The sequence below is a fragment of the Luteimonas sp. Soil_C_5 genome, assembly GCF_057656615.1.
In genome coordinates this window covers 734,671-758,185 of record NZ_JBDGKA010000001.1, presented here as the reverse complement: position 1 = coordinate 758,185, position 23,515 = coordinate 734,671, and the positions used below count along the sequence as shown (strand labels likewise).

At 69.2% G+C, this 23,515-nt stretch carries 26 protein-coding genes; 10 read left to right on the top strand and 16 right to left on the bottom strand.

Annotation, left to right across the window (positions count from 1 at the left end):
- Positions 1-17 precede the first annotated feature (17 nt).
- The 5 genes from AC3A5K_RS03725 to AC3A5K_RS03705 all read right to left on the bottom strand — a co-directional run bounded on the left by AC3A5K_RS03725 (position 18) and on the right by AC3A5K_RS03705 (position 5,454).
- Positions 18-881, bottom strand: a complete 864-nt coding sequence (locus AC3A5K_RS03725; RefSeq protein ID WP_487616149.1) for a diguanylate cyclase domain-containing protein — start codon at positions 879-881, stop codon at positions 18-20.
- 89 nt (positions 882-970) lie between these two features.
- Positions 971-2,854, bottom strand: a complete 1,884-nt coding sequence (locus AC3A5K_RS03720; protein ID WP_487616148.1) for a glycerophosphodiester phosphodiesterase — start codon at positions 2,852-2,854, stop codon at positions 971-973.
- 88 nt (positions 2,855-2,942) lie between these two features.
- Positions 2,943-3,143 (bottom strand): nuclear transport factor 2 family protein, encoded by a 201-nt coding sequence (locus tag AC3A5K_RS03715; protein WP_487616147.1) that lies wholly within the window; start codon positions 3,141-3,143, stop codon positions 2,943-2,945.
- A gap of 262 nt (positions 3,144-3,405) precedes the next feature.
- Positions 3,406-4,398: a 23S rRNA (adenine(1618)-N(6))-methyltransferase RlmF gene (gene rlmF / locus AC3A5K_RS03710; RefSeq protein ID WP_487616146.1), complete on the bottom strand. Its 993-nt coding sequence runs from the start codon at positions 4,396-4,398 to the stop codon at positions 3,406-3,408.
- A 303-nt stretch (positions 4,399-4,701) separates the two neighbouring features.
- Positions 4,702-5,454 (bottom strand): CPBP family intramembrane glutamic endopeptidase, encoded by a 753-nt coding sequence (locus AC3A5K_RS03705; protein ID WP_487616145.1) that lies wholly within the window; start codon positions 5,452-5,454, stop codon positions 4,702-4,704.
- A 142-nt stretch (positions 5,455-5,596) separates the two neighbouring features.
- On the opposite strand from AC3A5K_RS03705, the gene AC3A5K_RS03700 reads away from it, so the two are divergent.
- From AC3A5K_RS03700 to AC3A5K_RS03690, 3 genes are all read left to right on the top strand, one after another.
- A complete protein-coding gene (locus AC3A5K_RS03700; protein WP_487616144.1) occupies positions 5,597-6,178 on the top strand; it encodes a hypothetical protein in 582 nt (193 codons plus the stop codon).
- 324 nt (positions 6,179-6,502) lie between these two features.
- Positions 6,503-6,967 carry a lipocalin-like domain-containing protein gene (locus AC3A5K_RS03695; RefSeq protein WP_487616143.1) on the top strand — a complete coding sequence of 155 codons (465 nt, stop codon included), beginning with the start codon at positions 6,503-6,505 and terminating at the stop codon, positions 6,965-6,967.
- A gap of 174 nt (positions 6,968-7,141) precedes the next feature.
- Positions 7,142-7,636, top strand: coding sequence for a YehS family protein (locus tag AC3A5K_RS03690; protein WP_487616142.1), 495 nt, complete (start codon positions 7,142-7,144; stop codon positions 7,634-7,636).
- A 147-nt stretch (positions 7,637-7,783) separates the two neighbouring features.
- On the opposite strand, the gene trmY is transcribed toward AC3A5K_RS03690, so the two are convergent.
- Both trmY and AC3A5K_RS03680 read right to left on the bottom strand, forming a co-directional pair.
- Complete coding sequence (gene trmY, locus AC3A5K_RS03685) at positions 7,784-8,377, bottom strand: tRNA (pseudouridine(54)-N(1))-methyltransferase TrmY (RefSeq protein WP_487616141.1); 594 nt, start codon at positions 8,375-8,377, stop codon at positions 7,784-7,786.
- Between the two features lie 188 nt (positions 8,378-8,565).
- The gene (locus tag AC3A5K_RS03680) at positions 8,566-9,420 is read right to left on the bottom strand and encodes a PA4780 family RIO1-like protein kinase (RefSeq protein ID WP_487616140.1); all 855 of its coding nucleotides are present in this window, start codon (positions 9,418-9,420) and stop codon (positions 8,566-8,568) included.
- A 335-nt stretch (positions 9,421-9,755) separates the two neighbouring features.
- Here AC3A5K_RS03680 and gntA point away from each other — a divergent pair, with 335 nt between their 5' ends.
- Both gntA and AC3A5K_RS03670 read left to right on the top strand, forming a co-directional pair.
- The gene (gntA, locus tag AC3A5K_RS03675; protein WP_487616139.1) at positions 9,756-10,499 is read left to right on the top strand and encodes a guanitoxin biosynthesis heme-dependent pre-guanitoxin N-hydroxylase GntA; all 744 of its coding nucleotides are present in this window, start codon (positions 9,756-9,758) and stop codon (positions 10,497-10,499) included.
- Positions 10,496-11,104 carry a DUF1989 domain-containing protein gene (locus AC3A5K_RS03670; RefSeq protein WP_487616138.1) on the top strand — a complete coding sequence of 203 codons (609 nt, stop codon included), beginning with the start codon at positions 10,496-10,498 and terminating at the stop codon, positions 11,102-11,104. The genes gntA and AC3A5K_RS03670 overlap by 4 nt, the downstream gene beginning before the upstream one ends.
- On the opposite strand, the gene AC3A5K_RS03665 is transcribed toward AC3A5K_RS03670, so the two are convergent.
- The 3 genes from AC3A5K_RS03665 to AC3A5K_RS03655 all read right to left on the bottom strand — a co-directional run bounded on the left by AC3A5K_RS03665 (position 11,073) and on the right by AC3A5K_RS03655 (position 13,506).
- A complete protein-coding gene (locus tag AC3A5K_RS03665) occupies positions 11,073-11,906 on the bottom strand; it encodes a DNA-formamidopyrimidine glycosylase family protein (RefSeq protein WP_487616137.1) in 834 nt (277 codons plus the stop codon). The two genes, AC3A5K_RS03670 and AC3A5K_RS03665, sit on opposite strands and share 32 nt — an antisense overlap.
- 229 nt (positions 11,907-12,135) lie before the next feature.
- The gene (locus AC3A5K_RS03660; protein WP_487616136.1) at positions 12,136-12,858 is read right to left on the bottom strand and encodes an rRNA pseudouridine synthase; all 723 of its coding nucleotides are present in this window, start codon (positions 12,856-12,858) and stop codon (positions 12,136-12,138) included.
- Positions 12,859-13,026: 168 nt separating this feature from the next.
- Positions 13,027-13,506, bottom strand: a complete 480-nt coding sequence (locus AC3A5K_RS03655; RefSeq protein ID WP_487616135.1) for a VOC family protein — start codon at positions 13,504-13,506, stop codon at positions 13,027-13,029.
- Positions 13,507-14,000: 494 nt separating this feature from the next.
- Here AC3A5K_RS03655 and AC3A5K_RS03650 point away from each other — a divergent pair, with 494 nt between their 5' ends.
- Positions 14,001-14,813, top strand: a complete 813-nt coding sequence (locus AC3A5K_RS03650; RefSeq protein ID WP_487616134.1) for an EAL domain-containing protein — start codon at positions 14,001-14,003, stop codon at positions 14,811-14,813.
- A 15-nt stretch (positions 14,814-14,828) separates the two neighbouring features.
- Here the strand turns inward: AC3A5K_RS03650 and AC3A5K_RS03645 are convergent, their stop codons facing one another.
- The 3 genes from AC3A5K_RS03645 to AC3A5K_RS03635 form a co-directional block, all read right to left on the bottom strand.
- Entirely contained in the window at positions 14,829-15,548 is a 720-nt protein-coding gene (locus tag AC3A5K_RS03645) for an SDR family NAD(P)-dependent oxidoreductase (protein WP_487616133.1), read from the bottom strand.
- Positions 15,549-15,691: 143 nt separating this feature from the next.
- Positions 15,692-16,129: a hypothetical protein gene (locus tag AC3A5K_RS03640; protein ID WP_487616132.1), complete on the bottom strand. Its 438-nt coding sequence runs from the start codon at positions 16,127-16,129 to the stop codon at positions 15,692-15,694.
- A gap of 143 nt (positions 16,130-16,272) precedes the next feature.
- Positions 16,273-17,418: a serine hydrolase domain-containing protein gene (locus AC3A5K_RS03635; RefSeq protein ID WP_487616131.1), complete on the bottom strand. Its 1,146-nt coding sequence runs from the start codon at positions 17,416-17,418 to the stop codon at positions 16,273-16,275.
- A 288-nt stretch (positions 17,419-17,706) separates the two neighbouring features.
- Between AC3A5K_RS03635 and AC3A5K_RS03630 the strand changes: the two genes are divergently transcribed.
- Complete coding sequence (locus tag AC3A5K_RS03630) at positions 17,707-18,750, top strand: S66 peptidase family protein (protein WP_487616130.1); 1,044 nt, start codon at positions 17,707-17,709, stop codon at positions 18,748-18,750.
- Positions 18,751-18,869: 119 nt separating this feature from the next.
- Positions 18,870-19,208, top strand: a complete 339-nt coding sequence (locus AC3A5K_RS03625; RefSeq protein ID WP_487616129.1) for a hypothetical protein — start codon at positions 18,870-18,872, stop codon at positions 19,206-19,208.
- 181 nt (positions 19,209-19,389) lie between these two features.
- Here AC3A5K_RS03625 and AC3A5K_RS03620 read toward each other — a convergent pair whose 3' ends face one another.
- Both AC3A5K_RS03620 and AC3A5K_RS03615 read right to left on the bottom strand, forming a co-directional pair.
- A complete protein-coding gene (locus AC3A5K_RS03620) occupies positions 19,390-20,223 on the bottom strand; it encodes a plasmid replication/partition related protein (RefSeq protein WP_487616128.1) in 834 nt (277 codons plus the stop codon).
- Positions 20,224-20,444: 221 nt separating this feature from the next.
- On the bottom strand, positions 20,445-20,930 hold the full coding sequence (locus AC3A5K_RS03615; protein WP_487616127.1) for a DUF4126 domain-containing protein: 486 nt from the start codon (positions 20,928-20,930) through the stop codon (positions 20,445-20,447).
- Between the two features lie 397 nt (positions 20,931-21,327).
- Here AC3A5K_RS03615 and AC3A5K_RS03610 point away from each other — a divergent pair, with 397 nt between their 5' ends.
- Together AC3A5K_RS03610 and AC3A5K_RS03605 are read left to right on the top strand one after the other, a co-directional pair.
- On the top strand, positions 21,328-21,801 hold the full coding sequence (locus tag AC3A5K_RS03610) for an FKBP-type peptidyl-prolyl cis-trans isomerase (RefSeq protein ID WP_487616126.1): 474 nt from the start codon (positions 21,328-21,330) through the stop codon (positions 21,799-21,801).
- A 326-nt stretch (positions 21,802-22,127) separates the two neighbouring features.
- The gene (locus AC3A5K_RS03605) at positions 22,128-22,679 is read left to right on the top strand and encodes a lipocalin family protein (RefSeq protein WP_487616309.1); all 552 of its coding nucleotides are present in this window, start codon (positions 22,128-22,130) and stop codon (positions 22,677-22,679) included.
- Between the two features lie 52 nt (positions 22,680-22,731).
- Here the strand turns inward: AC3A5K_RS03605 and AC3A5K_RS03600 are convergent, their stop codons facing one another.
- Entirely contained in the window at positions 22,732-23,088 is a 357-nt protein-coding gene (locus tag AC3A5K_RS03600) for a hypothetical protein (protein WP_487616125.1), read from the bottom strand.
- Positions 23,089-23,515 lie beyond the last annotated feature (427 nt).

Here is a 23,515-nt window from a genome sequence, read left to right as displayed (position 1 = left end):
CGCCGACATGCGCGCACTCAGGCGGCGGTATCGCGGTTCCCGTGCCGCTTCGCGGCGTACATGTCGCGGTCGGCGTGTTCGAGCAGGGTGGCGGCATCGGTGCCGTCCTGCGGAAAGCGGGCGATGCCCACGCTGGCGTCCAGTTGAAACGGCTGGCCGGCCAACAGATGCACCGGACGCAACTGCGCGCGCAGCGTGTCGGCGACCGCGCGCGCCGCGGCGGCGTCGCGGCAGCCCGGCAGCAGAATCACGAACTCGTCGCCGCCCATCCGCGCAGCCGTATCGCCATGACGCAGGCCCTGCTGCAGGCGGTTGGCGATGTCCTGCAGCAGCCGGTCGCCGGCCTCGTGCCCGGCGATGTCGTTGACGGCCTTGAAGCCGTCCAGGTCGATGTAGAGGACCGCAAAGGTCTCGCCCGTGGCCTGCGCACGCGCGAGCGTCCGCTGCAGGACCTGGTCGAGACGATGCCGGTTCGGCAGTCCGGTCAGGGGATCGTGGCTGGCGAGGTATTCCAGTTCGCGTTCGACGCGGCGCAGCTCGGTCACCTCGCGGCCCACCCCGATGCGCACGCGGTGCGCGGGGTGCCAGCGGGCCGACCACTGCATGTCCACCACGTGGCCGTCGCGATGCAGATAGCGATTGCGGAAGTGACGCTGGATCCAGCCTTCCATCACCTGCTCTGCCTGCTGCACGGTGGCGTCACGATCCTCGGGATGGACGAACTCGAACGCCTGACGGCCGATCACGTCCTGCGCCCTGTAGCCGAGGATGCGTTCGAAACCCGCGCTCACCGACAGGTAGCGGCCGTCCGCATCGACGACGCAGACCGCGTCGGGCAGGAGATCGAGGACATCGGCAGGCGAGGGCAGGGTCGGGTTCATCGTAAATAGACGGGGCGGCGGGACTGCGGCGGCGGCCAGAGTGCCAGAGTGCAGGTGCGAGAGGCAGGCGTCCGGGTGGGCGGCGCGGCTCAGCGCCGGAACCAGCTGTGCAGCCGCGCCAGCAGCCGCTCGGCATCGTTGAACGCCGCCCGCTCGGCGCGCACCCGGACGGCCTCGGCCGGGACGTCGGTGCTGATGTCGTCCACGCCGAGGTCCATGTAGCGCGCCATCCGCGCCGGGTCGTTGACCGTCCACGCCTGCAGCCGGTAGCCATGGCGCCGCGCATGGCCCACCACCGACGCACTGACCTGCACGTGGTTGAGCCCCAGCATGTCGAAATCGGTGCGCCGCGCGGTGCCCGGCAATGCGGCGTTCGCGAACAGGGCCAGCTGCGCCTGCGGCGCGGCGTCGCGCGCGGCGCGGACGAGATCCGGCGACAGCGAGGCCAGCACCACCGCGTCCTGGTAGCCCGCCGCCTCGACGACCTGCAGGGTCGCTGCAAGCAGCGCCTCCGCGTTGTCCGGATCGGGCTTGAGTTCGACCAGCGACAACGCGCGGCGGTCGATGAAGACCAGGGCCTCGGCCAGCGTGGCGATACGTTCGCCCGAGAACACCGGGTCGAAGTGACTGCCGATGTCGACATCGCGCATCGCGGCCAGGGGCGTGTCCACGACCGCGCGCGGATCGCCGGCGACGCGGCGGAAGTCGCTGTCGTGGAACACGATGACGGCGCCGTCGCCGCTCAGGCGGACGTCGAATTCGATCGCGTCGGCACCGGCCGCGATCGCCGCTTCGAATGCGGCGAGCGTATTTTCCGGCGCCACCGTCGAGGCGCCGCGATGCGCGGTCACGGTGACCTCGTGGCGCAGGTTCATGCTGGTCACCGCTAGGGTCGCCTGCACCAGCGCCATCCCCAGCAATGCCGCCTCGGCCGCCCACACATAGCGCCCGGGCCGGGCAGGCGGCGCATCCACAAGCCCGCTGCTGCGGCTGCCGCCCAGACGATGGAACAGGGCACGCACCAGCAGGGCGTTGAGCGTGGTGCCAAGGAACAGCGTGCCGAGCACGGTGGCGGCGTAGAGGGTGAGGTAGATCACCATGCCGGCGCTGACCAGCCAGCGGTTCGCGGGCAGCCAGTCCAGGAGCGGCGTCGCCGCACGGTCGTAGAATTCGGTCACCAGCAAGGGCATGGCGGCGACCGTGAGCGCGACGCCCACGACCAGGATTGCGATCCGCAGATGCCGGCCGCGCGTGAGCGTGCGGCTGCGGGCCAGCGCCGCCACCGGCGACAGGCCTTCCAGTACCAGCGCAGGCGTGGCCAGCAGCCAGCGGAAATAGAGAGTCGCATGCAGGAACAGGCCCACCGCGAGCACCGGCCCGAACCCGCCCAGGAACCACCACAGTGCGGTCGGCCGCGCGGCGACGACGTAATAGGGATTGAAGCCGCCCAGCAGCGCCCAGTACAGCCCGCCGCCGATCGCCAGCCACGGCAGCGCGAGGACAGCGTGGGCCAGCACCTGCAGCGCGGCCACCGCGGCAAGTGGCGCCGCGCGGCGCAGCATGCCCAGCAGCGCCGCTGCCGCGGTGCGATACCGGCAGCCGTGGCTGGCCGACACCAGCAGCATGCCGGTCTGCTGCAGCATCACCACGAACCATGCGAACGCGCCGGCCAGCATCAGCCAGGCCAGTGCCAGCAGCGCACCGAGGATGCCGTCGAACTCGCCCGCCAGTGGCCGCTCGATCCAGTGCAGCAGCGCCGCCAGCGACCAGGTGGTCAGCGGCGCGGTCGCCACCGTGGCGAACAGGGTGAACAGCAGATACCAGGCAAGCATCGGGCGCAGGTGGCGGCGCACGTCGCGGCGGATGTCGTGCACGAGCACGCCGCGCAGCAGCTGGAGGTCGTCGGTCACCGTCAGCGACGGCGTGGCGTCGGTGGTGCGGTCCAGTGGCTGCGGGTTCCGGTCGTCGGGCATCGCGCCAGTGTAAGGATGAGGTCGGCATGCACCGCGTCGGCGTCTGCGGGCAACATGCCGTTCCGGGCGTGCCGCGGTCGTCATGGCCTCAGATCATGAAGGCCTGCAGACCGGCCATGCGCCCGTCACGGAAGCGCCAGGCACCGGGATACGCCTGACGGACCGGCGCGCCGTCCGCATCGCACGAGGTGCTCTCGCCCACGGCCACGACGAAGGCGCCGTCCGCGATCAATGCATGCACCTCGAACGCTGGCGACTGCGCACAGGCATCGGCCATCCACGCCCGCACCGCCGCCTAGCCGTCGCGCCGCCGACCGTCGTCCAGCGGATGTCGTCGGTGCAGTGCTAGGGACAAACTTCGATGTCGCCGCTGGCGATCGCGACACTGGCCTGCAGGAGGATCGCCTTGTGGTCGCGCGTCATGCGGACGCTCCGTCGCCGGGAAGGCCAACGGGCGGCGACGCATGGCGTGGGCGTCAAGCCATCAGACCGTGCAAACGCTTGCCGGTGGATAGGTGGCCGGCGTCAGGACGCGGCGCGCCTGCCGCCGGTTACCTGCGCTGCTGAGCCCAGGCGTCGCGCGCGGCCGCGTCGTGGAACGTCCAGGCCACGAAGCGGCTCTGCTTGTGGCCCTGGGCCATCGGCACTTCGCGCACGTCCATGGCATTGATCTGGCGCAGCTGCCGGCGCAGCCCCGACAGGTGCTCGGCGCGCGCCACCAGACTGGTGAACCACAACACCTGGCGCCGGTTGTCGGCGCTTTCGCGCACCATCCGGCGCAGGAATTCCGCTTCCCCGCCCGGGCACCACAATTCGTGGGCATGGCCACCGAAGTTGGGCGCGGGTGCAGGTGTACGGGCCGACGGCGTCTTGCCGAGCTGGCGCAGCTTGCGCTGGTTCGCGCCGGTGGCCTCGCTGGCCGAGGCGTGGAAGGGCGGATTGCACAGCGTCAGGTCGAAGCGGTCGTCTTCCTGCACCACGTCCTGGAAGATCTGGCCGCGCCGCGGTTGCCGGCGCAGCGTGATCGCCTTGTCCAGACGGTTCGAGTGGATGATGGCGGCCGCGACCTGCAGTGACGTCGCATCGAACTCGCTGCCGACGAAGCGCCAGCCATACTCGGCGTGCCCCAGCAGCGGATAGATGGCGCTCGCGCCGATGCCGACATCGAGCACGCGCACCGGCAGGCCGCGCGGAATCGCGCCTTCGCTGCTGGCGCTGGCGAGCAGGTCGGCCAGACCGTGCAGATAGTCGGCGCGGCCGGGAATCGGTGGACACAGCGCGCCATCGGGCAGATCCCAATGGGCGATGCCGTAATCGCTGCGCAGCAGGGCCCGGTTGAGCTCGCGCACAGACGCGGGATTGCCGAAATCGATGCTGGTGTCGCCACGCGGTGTGGTCAGCAGATGCGCGCCCAGCGCCGGGCTGGACTTGAGCAGCCGCGGAAAATCGTAGTGCCCCTGGTGCCGGTTGCGCGGATGCAGCGCAGGCCTTGCGGTCGGGCGTGGTGCGGCGGCGCGGGCGGGGCGGACGGGCGGTGTCGTCATTGCGGAACTCGAGGCGATGGGCGGCAGGCGATGGCAGCGGATGCCGGATACGGGCGCTGCTGATCTGCGGCCCGACGCCTATTGTCGCCCGCGCCGGCAGCCGCGTCGCGCTGCGTGCGTGATTGCAGCTGCAGGCACCGGCGGTTTCGCCGGCAGGATCCGGATGGGCGTTGCAGATCGAATCGCCAGGGCGGCGGATCGGATTGCAGCCGCATGCGGCAGTGCGGATCGCAGCTGCAGCGTCAGGTCGACAGCCACACGGCCGCATGCGTCAGGCGTACGGGGGACATTGCGCGCGATGGATCAACGGGATGCTTCGGTCCCGTGATGCCGGAAGAACAGCGCGACCAGCACCAGCCCGACGACGTAGGTGACCATCAGCAGCGCCATGCCCGCAACCGGACTGGCGACCTGGCCCGCGGCAGGCATGAAGGTCGAAAAATCCCAGGCGGCATGGACGACGATGGGCACGAACAGGCTGCCGGTGAGCCGGCGCAGCAGATAGAGACAGCTGCCGGCGCAGAACGCCAGCACGACCTGCAGCAGCGCGACTGCGCCGACACCGAGCAGGCCGTTCATGGCGTGCAGCGATCCGAAGACCAGACTCGACCAGAACCACACCCACACTTCCGACCGGCACGAACCGCGCAATCCCAACAGCAGCACGCCGCGGTTGAGCACCTCTTCGCAGAAGCCCACCAGCAGCATCGCCAGCGCCAGCATCGCCAGGTACTGCGGATCGAGCGCGGCCAGCGGCGCGGCGCTGGCATAGAGCCAGGTGCAGGCGCCCATCATCAGCAGCAGGATCGCGAGGAACACCGGCCGCCGCACCGGTCGGGCCTCGAAGAACACGGCCTTCGCCCAGCCGCTCCAGCGCAGAAATCCCACCAGCGCGATGGCCGCGATCGACAGCGGCACGATCAGACCCGGCAGCAGATTTCCGGGCGCACCGATGAAGTGGTAGTCGATGCCCTGGTACAGGGCAGCGCCCAGCACCCAGGCGGCATAGACCAGAACGGGCAACAGGCCCACCCACCAGCGTGGCGCGACGCGCATGCGGCTTTCCCCAGTGGTCCTGTCTGCTGAATCCTAGGCGTGCCCGCCGGCGCAGGCAATGCGGTTCTGCACGCGTGTCCGGCGGCAGCGAGCTGACACGTGTGCTGCGGATGGCAGCGCGGATATCCGGTCGATCGACGATGTGCCCCAGGTCACGGATCGGGGCGGGCAGCTTGCTATCGTCGGCGCGCGGTTGTCGTGTCCGTGGTCCCGTCAGTCACTCGATCGAGGCACGATCATGAAGCGCAGCGTCTTGTGTGGTGTGGGACTCGCCGTCGTGGTGTGTGCAGGCAGTGTCGCCCGGGCCCAGCCTGGCCCGGCATCCAACACGGATTTCGATCTGGTCTGCGCCGGTACCGGCGACAAGCTGGAGAGCCGGACTGATGACGACTGGGACAGCCAGCATCACGAGTACCGGGACCACACGTCTTTCGGCCGCGCCCAGGTCGGCGGGACCGCGCAGGTCGAAATCCATGGCGGGGAAGGGCGGGTGCGTCTGCCGCAAAGCCTGCTGCCGCCGCTCAACAGCGGTGGACGGGACAACTGGTTTCCGATCCACGATCTCGTGATCGGCCCCGAGCGCATCCAGGGGGCGTTGCGGATCAACGGACTCAACAAGCCCGGCCTGACGATCGACCGTCGCAGCGGGCGGATGGTGCTGGATGGCCTGGAGTCCTTCGACGGCACCTGCAGTGCGTTCAATGCGGGCTCGACCCGGTTCTGACCGCCCGCGTGCATTCCGCCGCCGGCGCGCGCGTCGGCGGCGGCCCTGCGACAGCGATCGGGCGACGGGAGGCGCCGGTCTCCGGCGCATCCACATCGCAGCCTGCCTCCAGCGCATGCCGCAGCCGGACGCATCCGCATCGCGCCCCGCGTTCACGGGCCATGGCATGCCGGCGCCCACACTCCGGACACGACGCGGCCCCGCGTCCCCGTCATGGAGAGTCCGAACATGCGTCCCACAGCTCGCGTTGCGTCGCTCCTGTTTGCGGTCGTGCTGCCGGTATGTGCCAATGCCGGCTCGCAATCCGCCAATGGAGGCAAGGAGATGTCGCAGGAAACCCCCGCGCCGCAATCCGCGGTCGCGCCGGCCGCAGTCGAAGGCACCTGGCGTCTGGTGTCCTACGAAGTGGAGGTCAAGGCCAGCGGCGAGATGTTCCCGCCGATGGGCAATGCCCCGTCCGGCTATACGATCTTTACCCCCGAGGGCCGCGTCTGGTTCATGTTGACCGGCGAGGGCCGCGAGGCCGGCGAGAGCGAGCGCGAGAAAGCGCGTCTGCTGGAGACCGTGATCGCCTACACCGGCCGCTACCGGATCGAAGGCGACACCTGGATCACCGCGGTGGACGTGGCCTGGAATCCGGCGTGGGTGGGTACCGAACAGCGTCGCCAGTTCAAGCTCGAAGGCGATCGCCTGCAGGTCCTCACGCCCTGGCGCGTGATGCCCAACTGGGCCGACAAGGGCGAGACGCGCAGCATCATCACGTTCGAACGCGCGGTCGAAACGCGTTGATCCAGGGGCGCGCCGTCGTCGCGCGCAGGCGACCGGACGGCGATGCGCGGATCGGGCAACCCCCTGTCCGCGCGTCGACTGCATCCGGCGCGTGCTCGGCCGATGCATCCGGTTGTCAGGCGGCAACGGGGGCCAGCCGGTAAACTGCAGCCCCCCAAGCCGCATGTTGGATCGATGATCAACAACGACGTCCTGCGCAGCATCCGCTACATGCTCGACCTGAGCGACCAGAAGGTGATCGAGATCGCCAGCCTGGCGGATCCCGCTTTCGTGCTCGACCGGGACGATGTACGCGCGTTCCTGCTCAAGGAAGACGAGCCGGGCTATGTCGCCTGCAGCGACGCCGCGCTCGCGCATGTGCTCGATGGACTGATCGTCCACCGTCGCGGCCGGGACGAGCGCCAGCCTGCGCGGCCGGTCGAGTCGCGCATCACCAACAATGCGGTGATGAAGAAGCTGCGCGTGGCCTTCGAGCTCAATGATGTCGACATGCACAGCATCTTCGCCGAGGCCGGTTTCCCGGTGTCCAAGCCGGAACTCTCGGCGCTGTTCCGCCAGGCCGGCCATCGCAACTTCCGCCCCTGCGGCGACCAGTTGCTGCGCAATTTCCTCAAGGGACTGACGCTGCGCGTGCGCGGCAGCGACGGCGCGCGCGCCAGGGACGCCTGACCGCGTCAGGCGCACGCGCCGGCCTTCATGACGGCCGGGCGCGGCCTTGCCGGGATCGAACCGCCGCAGTGCGGGCAGCGCCGTCCGGTGCCACCGCGATCGCCAAGCCACGGTGCCGCGTTGAGCGCGCGCGGTGACGCCGCGCCCTCAGCGCTGGTCGAGTTCGTAGTGGATCAGCACCACGCACTGCGACGCGAACAGCATGCGGTTGCCGAGCGCGATCTTCTTCGCGCCCATGCGCTCGAGACCGGGGATGGTCTTCTTCGGCATCGGGATGTGATCGGTCAGCAGGAAGCAGGGATTGCCTTCGAAGACCTCTTCGCGGATCGGTGTGCCCTTGCGATCCATCAGGAACAGCTGGTGGTCCGCCGACAGCATCTGCACCAGCCGCTCGAAGCTGGTCGTGCGTACTTCGACACCGGATTCGACCGGGCGGGTCTCGTCCTTGCCCATGCCGCGTGACGCATCCAGCGCCTTGGCGATCTTGCCCAGCAGCGCGCGCTCGTCGAAGCCGCCGATGTCGTGCATCGCATTGACGTCGAAGCGGATCGTGCGCGAGAAATCCTGCGTGCTTTCGAGCACGAGGTAGACGGTGACGTCGGGTCGATGCGATTGGGCGACGAACATCGCGTTCATCAGCGTGTGCGCGAGGATCTCGGTGTGCGCGTCGCCGCCGATGCCGGCCATCAGGGCCTGGCTGTCGGTGGGCGCGGCGCGCGCTCTGAGGACGAAGGTTCGCATGGGGCTCCTGACGGTTGCGGCATCCATCGGGCAGCTGCGTGCCCGCACGCCATTGTCGCTGCGACGGTGGTGCCGGCGCGACCGCTGCGTCGAAACCCGGCCGGTGCGGGCGCAACGCCTGCCGGCTGCGGGCGGTCTTCAGTCCGCCTGCAGGCCGCGTCTGAACGTGGCGGCGTGCGTCGCCGGGCCTAGTCCTCGTCCTGCTCTTCGCGGCCCTGCTGGCGGATCAGCGCCAGCTCGCGTGCATCGTTGATCGCGTCGCGCACGTCGTCGAGATCGACCGAGCGCTCGTCATGGACGAACTGCCCGGTCAGTACCGTTTCCGGCCCCAGGTCGCCCACCTCGAACAGCGCCCACATCTCCTCGCCGTACCAGGTGTCGAGCAGGTCCGGCGCCCAGCGGCCGAGGGTCGCGGTGAGGTTGTTGACGTCGCGCAGCAGCATCGTGCGGGCGGCATTGTTGCCGGCGGCGCTGACCACCTGCGGGAAGTCGATGACCACCGGGCCATCGGGCCCGACCAGCACGTTGTAGGCGGACAGGTCGCCGTGGATGAGGCCGCAGCACAGCATCCGCACGACCTGACGCACCAGCACCGTGTGATACGCGCGCGCTTCGACGTCCGTGAGTTCGACCTCGCCCAGCCGCGGCGCAGAGAAGCCTTCGGCGTCGGTGACCAGTTCCATCACCAGCACGCCGTGGAAGAAGCCGTAGGGCTCCGGCACGCGCACGCCGGCCGCACGCAGCTGGTACAGCGCGTCGACCTCCGCGTTCTTCCACTCGGCTTCCTGCTGCCGGCGGCCGTAGCGGCTGCCGGTCGCGACGGCGCGCGCTTCGCGGCTGCCGCGCGACTTGCGGCCTTCCTGGTATTGGGCGCGCTTCTGGAAGCTGCGCTGCGCCATGTCCTTGTAGACCTTCGCGCAGCGCACATCGTCGCCAGCGCGCACGACGTAGACCGCCGCTTCCTTGCCGCTCTTGAGCGGCCGCATCACTTCGTCGATGACGCCTTCTTCGATCAGCGTCAGCAGGCTTGCAGGAGTCTTCACGGGATCCGGGCGATGGGTCGCGCGGCCAGCCGCGCGTGGGCGTGCAGTGTCGCCGAAAGTGGCGCGACATGCTGCCTCCGGTGCGGGGCGGGGGACGACGCCGACGGCGCCCGGCGAAGGCGAAGGCGGCGGAGCAGGACACGCGCATGAAGAATCTGCGCGTCCGCAGCGACCACCTCACGCGCTGGACGACGGTCGCCACACCTGTCGGACCCGGGGGTGAACGGAGGTTGCGCGCAGGGCCATGACTACACGCCTGCGTCCCATCGCGGTCCCTAGCCTCTGCGCGGTCCCACTCCCGGCTCCTGCCATCCGCCCTCCGAGGCCCCGGTCCGATGATGAATTCCCGCCCTGTTCCGCAGCGTTGCCCGCATACCCGTGCAGCGCTCGACGTCCCGCACGTGCCCGACGACGGCGTGATCGCCCGTCGTTTTCTCGAGTTCGTGGATGCGCCGTCCTTCCCCTGCGTCGGCTCCAAGGCGGCGCTGGCGCGGGGCGCGATCCATCCGCAGCAGTTCGGCCGCCTCGGCGACCGCAGCAACGATGCCGCACTGCTCGACGCATTGGCCGGCTTCGCCGAGCGGGTCGATGCGGTGGATCCGCAGGACCGCACGGTGTACTCCTTCGTCGCCTTGTTCGAGGGCCCGCAGGACACCGACGAGCCGCGATTCGAGGCGCTGCTGTGGTCGCAGCTGCAGCGGCTGCACGATCTCGACGTGAAGCGCGGCGTGCCGTGGGCGGCCGATGTCAGCCGCGATCCCGCCGATCCGCACTTCAGCCTGAGTCTGGCGGGGCATCCGTTCTTCGTCATCGGCCTGCATCCGGGCGCATCGCGCACCGCGCGCCGCTTCGAATGGCCCGCCGTGGTGTTCAACTCGCATCGCCAGTTCGAACAGCTGCGCGCGGACGGGCGGTACCAGAAGATGCAGGCGGCCACGCGCGAGCGTGACATCCAGCTGCAGGGTTCGATCAATCCGAATCTCGCCGATTTTGGCGCCGCTGCCGAAACCCGCCAGTACAGCGGCCGCCAGGCGGAAGCCGACTGGACCTGCCCGTTCCGCGTGAGGACGCCGAAGTGACGGACGACACCGTGCGCATTCCGCCGTGCTCCGGGCATGCGGTGGAACTGGATGTGGGCGACGAACTGATCGTCATCGATCCGATGGGCCAGCAGGTCAGCGACCTGACCGCCTTCTCGCTGCATGACGGCGCCGAGTACCTGTCCTCGGGCCGCTCGATCGATTACGCCGCGAAACTCTGGCTCAGCACCGGCGACGTGCTGTATTCGAACCGCAGCATGCCGATGTTCACCATCGTCGAGGACACCTGCGGCCGTCACGATTTCACCCTGACGCCGTGCTCCAAGAAAATGTTCGAGATGCTCTACGGCGAGCAGGAAGGGCGGCCGGGCTGCGAGGGCAACCTGGCGGCAGCGCTGGCGCCCTACGGCATCGGCATCGACCGGATCCCGATCGCGTTCAACATCTTCATGCATGTCGCCGTCGATGGCAGCTCGGGCGAGGTCGCCGTGCTGCCGCCCTTGAGCAAGCCCGGTGATTTCGTCCGCCTGCGCGCGGAAATGCCGATGGTGGTGGCGATGACCGCGTGTTCGGCCGGGCAGTCGAACAACTTCAGCTACAAGCCGATCGATTTCAGGGTCGTGCGGGCCGGGCGCGCGGCGTAATCGCGCGTCGGGACTTCGGCGTCGCAGCTTTCGACGTCGGGCCGGTTTCGGTTTGCGGCGCGTCCGTCGCGTACAGACGCTGGCAGATATCGCACCAGAACGCGCGGCGCTGGGCCAGGCCCAATTGCTTTCTGTATCGAAGCGGCGCGCCGTCGCGCGGGCAGACCCGGCGCGTGTGGACCTGGAAATGCTGCTTCAGCACGGACGCCTGCTTCCAGGCATAGAAGTCGAAACTGTAGGTCCGCGCCTGTTGCACGAGATCGGCCAGCTTGCGCGGGGGCAGGGCGCCGATCGTGCTTTCCGGGTGCACGCGGATCCGGTGCAGGACCTCGTTCTTGATGATGTTGCCCACGCCGGCGAACACGGCCTGGTCGAGCAGGGCATCGGCGACGAGCGTCTGCGGTCGGGCGCGGAGCCGCCGCCGTGCAGCGCGTGCATCCCAGCCGTCGCCCATGACATCCGCGGACCCGTCGTATGCGGCGTCGAGGTCGCCTTCGATGAACTTCACCGAGCACGCGTAGAAGTTCAGCACGTCGCCCTTGCTGAAACCCAGTCCCAGCCGCACGGGCCGGTCCTTGGACGCATTGATGCGGTAGCTGCCGAACAGCAGGAAATGGATGCGCACGCTGAAGCCGTCGAACTGGAGCAGGAAGTGCTTGCCCCAGCTGCGCACGGCGCGCAGCGTGCGGTTGCGCAGACGCGCGATGTCCTCGCTGCTGTTGCCCTCGACGCGCAGCACGCGGCGGCCTGCGAACGGGGTCGCGGCTTCACGCAGGAGCACGATCGAAGGGCCTTCGGGCATGTCCGGAGTGTGCGCGTCGACGCTGCGGCTGCAGGTCAAACCGGCGTCGCGCGGCGTGCAATCCCTGCAGGGTGTGCCTGGTGCGGGGATCGCTGGGTCGCGATCGATTGCCGCGCTGCCGGCCGCGCTTGCGATCGCAGATCACCACCGCCCCCGGCTCGCGCGCATCATCCGCGGCGCATGTGGCCGGTCGGCGCGACACCCGCATGGCGGCCAATGCGTGCCTCGCTCAGAAACGCTCGCCAGCAGGCAGATAACGCCAGGTCCCGACCGGCATCTTCGCCAGCGGCACCTTGCCGATACGGATGCGACGGATCGCGACCGCCTCCAGCCCCACCTGGGCGCACATGTCGCGCAACTGGCCGCCCTGGACGCCCTTGATCGCGAACCGCAACCGGATCTCGTTCTGCCAGCTGACCTTGCACGGCGGGAGTGGGCGACCGTTGTAGTGCAGGCCATGGTTGAGCTTGCGCAGGCCGTAGGGCCTGATCTCGCCCGCCACCTCGACGATGAACTCCTGTTCGATCTCGTCACGGTCCTCGGTCAGGCGGCGCCACACGCGGCCATCCTGGGTCAGCACGATCAGGCCGCTGGCATCGCTGTCGAGCGGTACCAGCGGCGTCAGGCGATGGAAGTGGCGATCGAGCAGGCGCACGCCCGAGGCATCCTCGTCCCAGCGCGTGTCCGGCTTGACCAGCGCGGCCGCGGGATTCTCGTCGCTGATGGTGTGGAAACCGACCGGCTTGTGCAGCAGCATCGTGGCCGGCTCGGCCGCCTGCAGGCGTGCGTCGGGATCGAGTTCGACGGCTTCGGTGGTCACCGGGTGCTGCGGCTGGTCGATCACGCGTCCATCGACCGTGACCCAGCCGCCCTGGATGTACTGCTCGGCTTCGCTGCGTGAGCATCGGGCAAGCTCGGAGACGCGCTTCGCGAGTCGAACGGGATCGGACATGGGGCGGAACCGGGGAGCATCAGGGCAGGCAGTGTAGCGATCCGTGCCGCGCGGCCGGCGGCGCCCTGTATCGATGTGCCTCGAGCGCGGCAGATGCAAGTCGCCCATTGTGTCTGTGCGCAGCCATCGAACAGCGCCGGGCGGGCCGAGTCGCGGATCAGAACGGCGTCAGCCGCGACGTGCCGCCTCGATCGCGGCGATGTCGATCCGGCCCATCTCCATCATCGCCTCGAACGCGCGCTTGGCCGCAGCAGGATCGGGATCGGTGATCGCATCGGTCAGCGCACGCGGCGTGATCTGCCACGACAGGCCCCAGCGGTCACGACACCAGCCGCAGGCACTGGCCTGTCCGCCGTTGTCGATGAGGGCGTTCCAGTAGCGGTCGGTCTCGGCCTGGTCGGCGGTCGCGACCTGGAACGAGAACGCCTCGCTGTGGCGGAAGGCCGGTCCCCCGTTGAGGCCGATGCAGGGCAGGCCGAGCACGGTGAATTCCACCGTCAGCACATCGCCCTGCCTGCCGGAGGGATAATCCGCAGGCGCGCGATGCACGGCCGTGACCGCGCTGTCGGGGAAGAGGTCGGCATAGAACCGCGCTGCGTCGAGCGCCGCGCCGTCGTACCAGAGGCAGATCGTGTTCCTGGCGGTCATCCCGGGTCTCCGGATCGTGTGCACGATGGACGACAGGCGCGAGGGGAACAGGTGGCACGCGTGTGTCGTGCGGGGACGGACCGTGGGGCCGGTCCGTCCCGGGTGTTGCCGCCGATCAGACCGGCGCGAAGCCCTTGGTGGTCTTCTTGTCGCGCTTTTCGGCCTTCTTTTCCTTCGCCGTCTTGGTGGGCTTCTTCTTCTGGTCCTTCTTCTGGTCCATACCCTTGCTCATCTCGATCTCCCTGGCGCAACCGTGGGACCGCGGCATGCGGTCGACCCGCGGAGTATGCGCCCGGCGCCGCGTGGTGCGGCGTTGCAAGGCAGCTGGCGGCTCACCTGCGTCGGCGGCTTCATCTGCGGCGTGACCTGCCGATACAGGACCCGGTCTCCGCCCGGCGCCGGTACGCGCACGTTCCGACACGCTCGCGCGCTGCACACCGGCACGCGGCCATGATCGCGCTGGGCACACGGACTGCCCTTTCCAGGACACCCGCATGTTTCTGCAACGTTTTTTCGAGGAGGTCCCGGCCCCACCCGCGTGCGGGGCGTGCCAGGGCGACCAGCGTCTGGACTTCGAGGTCCGGATGGCGTTCCAGCCGATCGTCGATGCGCGCGACCGTTCGATCTACGGTTACGAGGCGCTGGTGCGGACCGGCGAAGGCGGCGGCGCGGCGGAGGTCATCGCCCGTGTCCGTCCGGAGCAGCTCTACCGGTTCGACCAGACCTGCCGGGTCAAGGCCATCGTGACCGCGGCCGCCCTCGGCCTGCGCGCGCGCCTGTTCGTGAACTTTTTCCCGAATGCGGTCTACGAACCGGCGACCTGCATCCGCATGACCCTGCTGGCCGCCAGGCTGTCCGGGTTTCCGACCGAACTGCTGGTGTTCGAGGCTGCCGAATCGGAGGAAGTGCGCGATCAGGCCCACGTGCTGCGCATCTTCAACGACTACCGCAGCCGCGGCTTCCAGACCGCGATCGACGATTTCGGCGCCGGCTACGCCGGCCTGACCGCGCTGACGGTGTTCCAGCCCGACCTGCTCAAGCTGGACATGGGCCTGATCCGGGGCATCGACGGGGACCCGGTGCGCCGGACGATCGTGGCGGGCATCGTGGACATCGCGCGCGGCATCGGATCGACCCTGCTGGCCGAAGGTGTGGAAACCGCAGGCGAATACCACGCCCTGCGCGCGCTGGGGATCGATCTGTTCCAGGGCTTTCTGTTCGGCCGGCCAGCGCTGGAGCGGCTGGGACCGGTCAGCGACGCGCTGTGGATATCGCTGGACGGCCAGGGCGCAGCCTCCGGCGCCTGACGCGCCCCGCCTGAATCACCAGGCGATCGGCGCGCCGCGCCAGTCGAAGAAGCCGCCGGTGTCGCCGGCGTCCAGGGTGTCGATGACGCCGAGCAGGCAAGCGGCCGCGGCATCGGGGCTGTGCACGGTCAGCCCGGCTTTCGCGAAGGGCGCGGACAGGCCGGTCTCGACAGTGCCGGGATGCAGGGCGACGCAGACCGCATGCGGCGCGCGGCGGCGCAGTTCGATCGCCGCGGTGTGTACCAGCTGGTTCAGCGCGGCCTTGGAGGCGCGATAGGCGTACCAGCCGCCGAGTGCGTTGTCGCCGATCGAGCCCACACGCGCCGAGAGCGTCGCGAACACGGACCTGCCCGCGCGCGGCAGGCGCGGCAGGATGTGTTTCATCAGCAGGGCCGGCCCGATCGCATTGATCGCATAGGCATGGGCCAGGTGCGCCGGATCGAGTTCGCGCAGGCCCTTTTCCGGCATGAAGCCGCCGCCGTGCAGCACGCCGGTGGCATCGAGGACCAGCCGGATCTCGCCGCGCATCGCGACCTCGGCCACCGCCGCGGCGATGCTGGCCTCGTCGGTCAGATCGAGTGCGAGCGGACCGTCGCGCCGGGTGCCGACGACATGCAGGAAGCGGCCATCGGCGTGCAGCGCCCGTTCGAGTGCCTGTCCGATGCCGCCACCCGCGCCGACGACGAGCGCGATGCCACCGGGTGGATAGATGGCGGGCAGGGACGATGCGGTCATGGCGGGGTGCAGGCGACGACGGGACGGCGAGTGTGCGGCATGGTCCGTCGTCAGCCGGGGAGTGCGGATCGCAGGCGGGCAGTCCGCATGACGTCCGCACGTGGCGCGGTGACGGTCGTGCCCGCCGGCGAACCGTCTTCGCGCTAACGGCGCGTGCGCTGGTACTCGGCGATCGCCTGGGCCGGCGACGGATTGGACATCGCCATGCCGTTGACGAAGACGGCGGGCGCGCCGCGTTTGAAGACCTGGATCGCGCGGTCGACACCGGCGCGTTGTTCGGCCGTCGGTGCCTCGAGATCGAACGAGAAGCCGCTGCCGCGGCGCACCGGAATGCCCGAGCGCTCGAGTTCCGCGACCAGCGCCTCCGAGCGCTGGGCCTGGTCCGACGGGCAGTTCGGCGGTGCGAGGATCAGCACCACGTTGCGCGGCACGCCGCTCGGCATCAGCACCGGCACGAAGCCGTTCGCACTGGCCGTTGCCGGCGCACCACCGGCGCCGTCCGTGTCGCCGCCGCGTTGCTGCCACCACTGGTAGCCGCCGTAGCCCGCAGCCGCGAGCGCCACGATCAACAGAAATCGCATGGGTGTCTCCCTGTGCCGCCCCCCGGCACCTCGCAGGAGTATCGCGAGGCCGTATCGGGCCGACAAGCGACTGCGTCGCGACGCGGGGTCAGTGCTTGCCGCGCGATAAGGCGCCGCGCCTATGGCCTGTCGAGCCGATGCGCTCAGCGGCGCTCGACCAGCGCCTCGAGTACGCGCGTGACCACGCCGGCCAGATCGGGCGTCCAGCGGGTGACGATGACCAGATCGTGTGCGCGGTCGACATAGACGTGGTTGCCGCCGAAGCCGGCCGCCCAGAACGCCTGCTCGGGCGCGGCGGGAATCGCCGTGCGGCCCGTGTTGAGCCACCACAGATAGCCGTAATCGGATTTGACCGGCGAGGGCACCAGCGAACGTGCGATCCAGTCCGAGGACAGGAGGCGCTGTCCGTCCCAGTCGCCGTCGCGTTGCATCAGCAGGCCGAAGCGCGCGAGGTCGCGCGTGTTGATCACCATGCCGCCGCCGAAGTGACCGCCGCCGGAGATCGACTGCATGCGCAGGCCGTCGAGGGTGATCCAGGAATTCTCGTAGCCCTGCCAGCGCCAGCTCGCAGATGCGCCGATCGGATCCATCACGCGGCGCTTGAACAGCTGCGGCGCCGGCTCGCGTTGTAGTTCCAGCAGCGCGAGCGCCAGCATGTTCACGCGGACATCGTTGTATTTGTAATGCGTGCCCGGCGCGTGCAGCGGGCGGTTGGCCGGGTCTTCGCCCTCGGGCCGGTCGGCCCAGTCGTGGATGTCCCACAGCGCACCGCTCCAGTCCGAGGTCTGATGCAGCAGATGGGTCCAGGTGATCGCGCCGTTGTGTGCGCCTTCGAACCACGGGCCGGGCACATGCACGGCAGCGCGCTGATCGGGATCGGGCAGCAGGCCGTCGTCGTAGGCCAGACCGGCGACCACCGACAGCGTGCTCTTGGCCACGCTGAAGGTCATCTCCGGGCGCGCGGTGTCGCCCCATTCGGCCACGATGCGGCCACCGCGAAGGATCATGCCGTTGGCGGGACCACGCGTGCCCACCGGGCCGAGAATCCGGTAGTCCGGCTCGCGCGGGCCGAAGGACGCCATCAGCGCGTCGCGCAGCTCGGCCGGCGCCTGCTCGCCGTTCGCCTGCGCCCAGGCCACCGCGGCCGCGAGCCGGTCCGGATCGAAACCGGCATCGGCCGGCGCTTGCTGCGCCCAGTCGTGACGCGTGGGCACGTAATCGCGCGCCAGCGCGGGCACACAGGCCAGCAGCAGGACGGCGAAGGCGGAAACACGGAAGCGAAGGCGCATGGCGGAGATCCGATGAAGCGGACCGGCATTGCAGCAGACCCGCGCCGGGGATGACAGGGGCAGGGGATCGCGCGCTGCACGACGTGTGCTGCTGCGGATGGCGGTGCGCCTTTCGAGACCGGGGTTGAACCGATCGCGCGCGCATCGACATGCCGGCGCGTTGCGTGGACCGGGACGTGAACACCGGTGCCAGCCTCGCGCCGACGTGTGCCCCGGGCGGACGCCGCCCTTGCATTGTCGGTCCGCGGCGCACTGGGTAGTCTGGACCGCCCGCGCCCGGACGCTGCCATGCATCGACGCCACTTCCTCGCCAGCGCTGCATCGGCGGCCCTGCTGGCGCCACTGGCCGGCACCGGTGCCACGCGCGGCGCCACCGTGGACGGGCGTCTGCTGCCACCGCCATTGCATCGCGGCGACACGATCGGCCTGGTCAGTCCGTCGTCGCCGGTCGACGAGCCGCTGAACCTGCAGCTGGCGCAGGAAGTGATGGAGGCGTTGGGCTTCCAGGTTCGGACCGGCGCGCACTACGCGGCCCGGCGTGGTCATCTGGCCGGCAGCGACGCCGAGCGCGCCGACGATCTCAACGCGATGTTCGCCGACCGCGCGGTCAACGGCATCGTCTGCGTGCGCGGCGGTTCGGGCGCGGCGCGTCTGCTGCCGTTGCTGGATTACCCGATGATCCGGCGCAACCCCAAGGTGCTGCTGGGCTATTCGGACATCACCGCGCTGCACAGCGCGATCCATGCGCAGACCGGCCTGGTGACCTTCCACGGGCCGAATGGATCGGGCAGCTGGAACCGCTTCAACGCATCGCAGTTCGAACGCCTGTTCTTCGAACGCGAAGCGATGCACTACCGCAACGAGGCGGAGGCCGACGACGAACTGGTTCCGCGCGAGAACCGCACCGTCACGATCACCGGCGGCAAGGTCCGTGGAGAACTCGTCGGCGGCAATCTCACGGTGCTGACCGCGCTGGCCGGATCGGCCTATCTGCCGGATTTCACCGACAAGATCCTCTTTCTGGAAGACGTGTCCGAAGCGCCGTACCGCATCGACCGCATGTTCAGCACGCTGCGGCTGATGGGCGCGCTGGACAGCATCGCCGGTCTCGTGTTCGGCGAGTGCACCGACTGCACGCCGGGCGACGGCTACGGCTCGCTGTCGCTTTCGCAGATCCTCGACGACTACATCAAACCGCTGGGCATTCCCGCGTATCGCGGCGCGATGATCGGCCACATCCGCCGTCAGTTCATCGTGCCGGTGGGTGCCCGCGTCGAACTGGATGCGGATGCCGGCAGCTTCCGCCTGCTCGAACCGGTGTTCCAGTCGTGAGGGCGTCGACGAGCCGGGCATCCATCGCTGTGCGCGGCACCGGTCGTCGCGAAGCCGCGAGTGCCGCCAATGGCACGTGCGTCACTGTGGCGCGTGGATGGCAGCGGGCAGGGCTCTGCATGCTCCTCGCCGCAACGGCAGGCGGGTGCGCGACGACACCCTCGACCGATGGGAGTGCCGCGGACCGGTTGGAGATCGCGGGCACGATCGCATCGATCGACCTGCAGCCGTGGACCTTCGACGGCAATGCCGTGATCACGGTCGACACCGTCGACGCCGGGCGTGTCGACGTCCAGCTGCCCGCGCGCTGGAACCTGTGCGCCGTGCCGCCGGTGGATGTCGAGGCGCTGGCCGTGGGTATGCGCGTGCAGGCCGTCGGTGCGCGTGCCGAGGACGGCGCGCTGGTGGTGTGCGGCGATGCTGCGCATCGGCTGGTGCCAGAAGCCTTCCAGCTCTAGAGACGCGACGCGACAGACTGCGGTAGCAGCCTGCTGCGCCATCGTGCGGCGAAGCGACACAGAATCCGGCATCGACTTACGTTGAAGACCGATCACGGAGTGCGAAGACGTATCGATTCCGTGCGATTCGGAACGCGGTGACGACGCCGGAACGCGTCACCGTCTCCCTACGCCTGGTGGCTCAGCTGCGCAGGCGGACCAGCTGGTTCTGCAGCGTTTCCACCTGCGTCCGCAGCTGTGCGTTCTCGCGCTCCAGTTCGTCGATGCGGCGACGCAGCGCCTTGGTGTCGGTGGGTGCCGGCTCGTCTCCGGTGTCGGCATCATCGCCGGGCCGCGTGCGCTTCTTCGCATCGCGGGCGCGCTTGGCGGCCTGCTTGAGTTCGGCCTTGCCGGCCTGCGCAGCGCTGCGCTGCTCGTCTTCGGGCAGGCTGGCGACCGCGGCCGCGGCGCTGATCGAGATCTCGCCGGCTTTCAGCGCATCGACCAGTTCCGGTGTGCCCTGGGCGTGGATGCGCTCGATCATCAGCACCTGGTTGCTGCTGAGCTTGGCCTCGCGCGCCAGTTCGGCGCGGCTGACCGGCTGCGGCACGTCGTCCCACGGCGGCCGGTCTTCGGTGCCGGCCTCGACAGTGGTATCGGCATCGGGCGCGGGCGTGGCCGCCTTGGCCTCCGCGTCTCGCTGGGCCTGCTGGCGCGCACCGAGGATCGCGCGCTTGCGCAGCGCCAGCACGCCGCGCTGGTAGTCGGACACACTGCGGCGGCCGAGATGCTGTTCGATCATCCACAGATGCACGTCTTCCATCGACTGGAAGCGGGTGTTCTGCACGGTCTCGAACGGCAGGCCGTGCTTCTGGCAGATGCCGTAGCGGTTGTGGCCATCGACCAGGATGTCGTTCCACAGCACCAGCGCGTCGCGGCAGCCTTCGGCCAGCAGGCTGCGCTCCAGCGCCTCGTACTCGTCGGTGGTCAGGGGGTCGATGTAGGCCTTGAGGTCTTCGAGGACGACGATGTCCATGCGGTCCGGGGAGTCGAGGGGGGCGCGCATTGTAGGGGCGCGCATTCTCGGATGCCGAGACCGGGGTGCGTTTCGAAGTCTTCCATGGCGCGGTCATGCGGAGTGCGGGCGACAGTCGTGATCGCCGGAGCGCGAGGCCGCTCAGGGACAGTCGAATCCGGCCCCGTCGCTGTAGACAGTGTCCCTGCGGGCGTCGCGCCTGACGGCGCGCGATGGCGCGATCAGCGGAGCAGACGGGGCTTGCGTCGCTCGCGCGCGGCGCTGCGTGCGATCAGCGATGCGCTGCCCAGCGTGATCGCGTCCTCGACCATGCCGGTGGACTTCTGGCCGTAGCGCTGCATCGCGCGGACGCGCAGGTTGAAGGTGAGGTAGGCCGCGCCTACCGCAGCACCCGCGCCCAGCGCCGCGGCCAGACCGCGCTGGTGACGCGGCGCGAGCGCGGCGCCGGCAATCGCGCCGGTGACGATGCGCGCCAGCATGCCCGCAGGCACGATGCGATCGGGCGCGTCTTCCAGCTTGTCGCCGGCCAGCTCGCCGGCGGCGAGCGCCTTCGCGCCGGCCGAGACCAGTGGATTCGCGAGCAGGCGTGGCGCGCCGTTGCCCGCTGGCAGGGTGCCGTTGCAGGCCGCGTTGGCGACGGTCGCAAGGGGCGTCATCGCGCGCATGCCGGCGACGGCGCCCATGAGGATCGAGTGGATCAAAGCCATCGGATTGGACTCTCTGGAGTGGAAGGTCGAACGGTCACCGGCGCTTCGATGCATCAACGGAATACGACCGTATCGGGACGGGATGTCGTCTCGCGGTGCGTCTGCAGGGCTCACGAGGGATGCGGTGGAGTGCGCGATCGCCCGGCCTATCGCCGGATCCACGACCACAGCGGATCATGGGCTGCGGTGGAGTGAATCTCCCGTCGTGATCGACGCGCCATCGTCGATCCGGACCGCGCGAATGCGGTCCCGCCGGCGCGCTTCGCAGGGCCGCCGGTTTGCGCCACCCCGGCCCAGCCGCTAAAGTGTCCGAGCAGTGAGTTCGCTCGCGCCGTGAGTCCACCGGTGCATCCCGTCCTGCATTCCCCCCTCACTTTCCAATCCAAGGAGATGCTCCATGGAGATCGCCAATGCGCGTGTCGCCACCTTCCATTACACCCTGACCGACGATGCCGGCGCCGTACTCGATGCGTCGCCCGAAGGCCAGCCGCTGCCGTACCTGCACGGCGCGGGCAACATCGTGCCGGGCCTGGAGAACGCCCTCACCGGTCGCAAGGCCGGCGACACGCTGGACGTCACCGTCAAGCCGGAAGAGGCCTATGGCCTGCGCAACGAAGAGATGATCCAGTCGGTGCCGCGCGAAGCCTTCCAGGGCGTCGACACCATCGAGCCCGGCATGCAGTTCAGCGCGCAGGGTCCGGCGGGCGCGATGCTGGTCACCGTGGTCGAAGCCGATGACACCCAGGTGCGCATCGACGGCAACCACCCGCTGGCCGGCAAGACGCTGCACTTCGCGGTGCGGGTCGACGCCGTGCGTGACGCCACGCCCGACGAGCAGGCGGCGGGTCGCGTCGCGACGCCGGCAGGCTGAATCCAGTCAGTCAGACGGCGCTGCGTGTTCGCAGTGCCGCACGGCAGCGCTGGCCTTCCAAGGTCGGCGCTGTCCGCGGATTCGATGTAACGCCTGCGGCCAACTGGTCACTGACTGGCTGGTCGCCGCAACCGTTCGCAGCTGACAGCGTCGGGCCCGTGCGGCGCCATGGCATCCGCATTGCGCCCGTTGGCCGCGCGATCTCCGCAGTTCGTCACCCTGACGCCGCGCGCGATGCGCGTTGCGTTCACGCGGCCTGCCGAAGCGGCTGCAGATACTCGCGCCATCCCTTGCCAGGAAGCGCGCAGATGTCCCGACCGTCGTCGATGTTCCTGGTGGCCACGCTGTTGGCCGCCTGTGCCACGCCCGGCGCCGCGATTGCCGGCAGCGTGCCCAACGAGCCGGTGCCCGAGGTCGATCTGGCCCGCTATGCCGGGCTCTGGTACGAGCAGGCCCACCTGCCGATGTTCTTCCAGCGCAAATGCGTGGCCGACACCACCGCCCACTACACGCCGCAGGACGACGGCACGATCGCCGTGGTCAACCGGTGTCGCACCGACGATGGCAGCTTCAACGAAGCCGAAGGGGTTGCGCGTCGGGTCGACGGCAGCAGTTCGCGACTGGAAGTGCGGTTCGCGCCGGGCTGGCTTGCCTGGGCGCCGATGGTCTGGGGCGACTACTGGGTGATCGCGCTGGATGCCGACTACCAGTGGGCAATGGTCGGCTCGCCGGATGCCGACTACCTGTGGATACTGTCGCGCACGCCGGTGCTGGATCCTGCGATCAAGGCCGACCTGATCGAACGCGCCCGCACGATGGGCTATCCGGTCGACAAGCTGGTGGATACGCCGCAGGGCGCGGCTTCGATAGCGGAGTAACGGCGTCGGCTGCATCGTCGACGCAGTCGCGAGCCGGTACGCCTCCGCGGGGTCAATGCGTGTGCGGGACGGTGGTGCCGTCGCCCTGGCCCTTCCAGTCGCCGGAGCGCTCCGCCTGCGGGCAGATGTTGAGATAGACGAGGTAGGCCTGGATCTCGGTGAAGGTCCATCCTGTCAGTTGACCGCCGCAGTACGGCGTGGGTATCGGGCAGTAGGTCGGCGTGACACCCGGCAAAGACGTGGTGTAGTTGGGCATCGGAAACCAGGCCCTCGGCGTCTGGTCGAGCCCGTAACGGCAGAACACGAAGGGATCGCCGTCGCGCCACAGCAGGCCCTGTGTGCCGACCTGTGCGGCAACGAGGGCGGGGCAGGCCAGTCCCGTCAGCAACAGCATCATCCTGAGCTTCATCGTCCATTCCCTGGAACCGGATCGCCGACGAGCATACGCAGCGTCCGACGCTGCCGGCTGTAGGAAAACGCAGCGTTGAGGCCGCGCTGGCGGTCCGGCGCTGTTGTCCAGGGCGAAGCTGAAAAAGTCGTCATTCCCGCGAAGGCGTCAATCCAGGGCTCTCAGACCATTGAGAACAAAGGCGCTGGATTCCCGCCTTCGCGGGAATGACGAACCAGACAGACTCGATCAGCGTTGCCCTCGGCTGTCGGAAAACGCAGCGTTGAGGCCGCGCTGGCGGTCCGGCGATGTCGTCCAGGGCAACGCTGAAACAGTCGTCATTCCCGCGAAGGCGGCAATCCAGGGCTCTCAGACCATCGAGAACAAAGGCGCTGGATTCCCGCCTTCGCGGGAATGACGAACCAGGACAGACTCGATCAGCGTTGCC

Coding starts and splice junctions, on each gene's coding strand:
- AC3A5K_RS03635 (WP_487616131.1), bottom strand. CDS start 17,418: ATGCGCCTTCGCTTCCGTGTTTCCGCCTTCGCCGTCCTGCTGCTGGCC.
- AC3A5K_RS03660 (WP_487616136.1), bottom strand. CDS start 12,858: ATGTCCGATCCCGTTCGACTCGCGAAGCGCGTCTCCGAGCTTGCCCGA.
- AC3A5K_RS03665 (WP_487616137.1), bottom strand. CDS start 11,906: ATGCCCGAAGGCCCTTCGATCGTGCTCCTGCGTGAAGCCGCGACCCCG.
- AC3A5K_RS03725 (WP_487616149.1), bottom strand. CDS start 881: ATGAACCCGACCCTGCCCTCGCCTGCCGATGTCCTCGATCTCCTGCCC.
- AC3A5K_RS03720 (WP_487616148.1), bottom strand. CDS start 2,854: ATGCCCGACGACCGGAACCCGCAGCCACTGGACCGCACCACCGACGCC.
- AC3A5K_RS03655 (WP_487616135.1), bottom strand. CDS start 13,506: ATGACCGCCAGGAACACGATCTGCCTCTGGTACGACGGCGCGGCGCTC.
- trmY (WP_487616141.1), bottom strand. CDS start 8,377: ATGCGAACCTTCGTCCTCAGAGCGCGCGCCGCGCCCACCGACAGCCAG.
- AC3A5K_RS03690 (WP_487616142.1), top strand. CDS start 7,142: ATGATCAACAACGACGTCCTGCGCAGCATCCGCTACATGCTCGACCTG.
- AC3A5K_RS03640 (WP_487616132.1), bottom strand. CDS start 16,129: ATGCGATTTCTGTTGATCGTGGCGCTCGCGGCTGCGGGCTACGGCGGC.
- AC3A5K_RS03630 (WP_487616130.1), top strand. CDS start 17,707: ATGCATCGACGCCACTTCCTCGCCAGCGCTGCATCGGCGGCCCTGCTG.
- AC3A5K_RS03650 (WP_487616134.1), top strand. CDS start 14,001: ATGTTTCTGCAACGTTTTTTCGAGGAGGTCCCGGCCCCACCCGCGTGC.
- AC3A5K_RS03620 (WP_487616128.1), bottom strand. CDS start 20,223: ATGGACATCGTCGTCCTCGAAGACCTCAAGGCCTACATCGACCCCCTG.
- AC3A5K_RS03605 (WP_487616309.1), top strand. CDS start 22,128: ATGTTCCTGGTGGCCACGCTGTTGGCCGCCTGTGCCACGCCCGGCGCC.
- AC3A5K_RS03615 (WP_487616127.1), bottom strand. CDS start 20,930: ATGGCTTTGATCCACTCGATCCTCATGGGCGCCGTCGCCGGCATGCGC.
- AC3A5K_RS03705 (WP_487616145.1), bottom strand. CDS start 5,454: ATGCGCGTCGCGCCACGCTGGTGGGTGGGCCTGTTGCCCGTTCTGGTC.
- gntA (WP_487616139.1), top strand. CDS start 9,756: ATGATGAATTCCCGCCCTGTTCCGCAGCGTTGCCCGCATACCCGTGCA.
- AC3A5K_RS03625 (WP_487616129.1), top strand. CDS start 18,870: ATGCTCCTCGCCGCAACGGCAGGCGGGTGCGCGACGACACCCTCGACC.
- AC3A5K_RS03610 (WP_487616126.1), top strand. CDS start 21,328: ATGGAGATCGCCAATGCGCGTGTCGCCACCTTCCATTACACCCTGACC.
- AC3A5K_RS03645 (WP_487616133.1), bottom strand. CDS start 15,548: ATGACCGCATCGTCCCTGCCCGCCATCTATCCACCCGGTGGCATCGCG.
- AC3A5K_RS03600 (WP_487616125.1), bottom strand. CDS start 23,088: ATGAAGCTCAGGATGATGCTGTTGCTGACGGGACTGGCCTGCCCCGCC.
- AC3A5K_RS03695 (WP_487616143.1), top strand. CDS start 6,503: ATGTCGCAGGAAACCCCCGCGCCGCAATCCGCGGTCGCGCCGGCCGCA.
- rlmF (WP_487616146.1), bottom strand. CDS start 4,398: ATGACGACACCGCCCGTCCGCCCCGCCCGCGCCGCCGCACCACGCCCG.